The organism is Microcystis sp. LEGE 00066, from assembly GCF_015207925.1.
GTDB classification, from domain to species: domain Bacteria; phylum Cyanobacteriota; class Cyanobacteriia; order Cyanobacteriales; family Microcystaceae; genus Microcystis; species Microcystis ichthyoblabe_A.
Window position 1 is genome coordinate 1 of sequence record NZ_JADEVX010000354.1, and the last position, 1,492, is coordinate 1,492.

At 48.0% G+C, this 1,492-nt stretch carries 1 protein-coding gene; it reads left to right on the forward strand.

The genetic code is table 11. From position 1 onward, the window contains the following. Positions 1 to 267: 267 nt before the first annotated feature. Positions 268 to 1,302 (forward strand): anthranilate phosphoribosyltransferase, encoded by a 1,035-nt coding sequence (gene trpD / locus IQ224_RS23455; protein ID WP_002749325.1) that lies wholly within the window; start codon positions 268 to 270, stop codon positions 1,300 to 1,302. The last annotated feature ends 190 nt before the right edge of the window (positions 1,303 to 1,492 follow it).

Genomic DNA, 1,492 nt, shown 5'->3' on the forward strand with positions numbered 1-1,492 from the left:
CTTGACTTGTTTCAGTTTTTGTATTAAGCTCAACATATATTTGAAAGGTTGGCGGTCACTCCTCATTTTACCTGATAGTGATCGCTTTTACTTTTGATATTCTGATGGGAGAATGAAACAGCCCTACTTATCAAGGGGGGCAGGGGGGATCGAACCTAAAATTCATTTTTAATTTAATTATAACCAGCTACTTACTAGGAGCGATCGATTCTCCCGACAAACCGCTATGATAGTATATCGCCCCATCCCCACACCAATGGAACAGCGATGACCACTCAAGACTGGCCAAACCTACTGCAGCAACTACTCGATCTAAAATCCCTTTCCCTTAACCAAGCTGAAGAATTAATGACCGGATGGTTAAACGGCGAGATTCCGGAAGTTTTATCGGGGGCGATTTTAGCGGCTTTGCAAGCAAAAGGAGTCTCGGCCGCCGAATTAGCGGGAATGGCTGGAGTTTTACGGCAACAATCTCGCTTAGAAGACCCTAAACCCCATACTACTCCCGTTATCGATACCTGTGGCACCGGCGGTGACGGGGCTTCAACCTTTAATATTTCCACTGCTGTGGCTTTTGTGGCGGCCGCCGGGGGCGTAAAAGTGGCTAAACACGGCAATCGCTCGGCCTCCAGTAAAGTCGGTTCGGCCGATGTTTTAGAATATCTTGGGGTTAATTTGAGCGCCCCGAGCGAGAAAGTAGCGACGGCTTTAGATGGGGTGGGAGTGACCTTTCTTTTTGCCCCTGGTTGGCATCCAGCCCTGAAAAGTGTGGCTAATCTCCGCAAAACCCTGAAAGTTCGCACGGTTTTTAATCTTCTGGGCCCTCTAGTTAATCCTCTCCGTCCCACAGGTCAAGTTATCGGGGTTTATGACCAGCAATTTCTCACCCCCATGGCCACAGCTTTAGCACAAATGGGAACCCCCAAGGCGATTATTGTTCACGGCCGGGAAAAACTCGACGAGGTGGGGTTGGGAGATCTGACCGATATGGCTTTATTAAATAATGGCGATGTGATTTCTGCGGCGATCGATCCCTTGTCAATTTCTATCCCTAGAGCCAGTTTAAATGCCCTTAAAGGCGGGGAAGTGCCAGAAAATGCCGAAATCCTCAAAAATCTTCTGCAAGGGGGGGGAACGCCCGCTCAACGGGATGCTGTGGCGATTAATGCCGCTCTTGCCCTACAGGTGGCAGAAAAAGTCACTTTTGGCGATCATGCTGCTGGTTTCGCCCTCGCTCGCGAGATTTTAGCCAGTGGGTTAGCTTGGCAAAAATTAGAGGAGTTGGTTAAGTTTCTCGCTTAGGAAAATTCAGAGGAGACAGAAAGCAGTCGCGATGCCAAAGTTGACACCACCAAGCATGACAATATTCTGATTGACGAATTGGCGTTATTTCAGCTTCTATTTTCCAGTCAGTGCCTCTCTTGATATGTAGCCTATACTCAACGGATGGCCGTATTACTTGCGATTTTATTGCTCAATCCAAGTTTTTGGG

Coding starts and splice junctions, on each gene's coding strand:
- trpD (WP_002749325.1), top strand. CDS start 268: ATGACCACTCAAGACTGGCCAAACCTACTGCAGCAACTACTCGATCTA.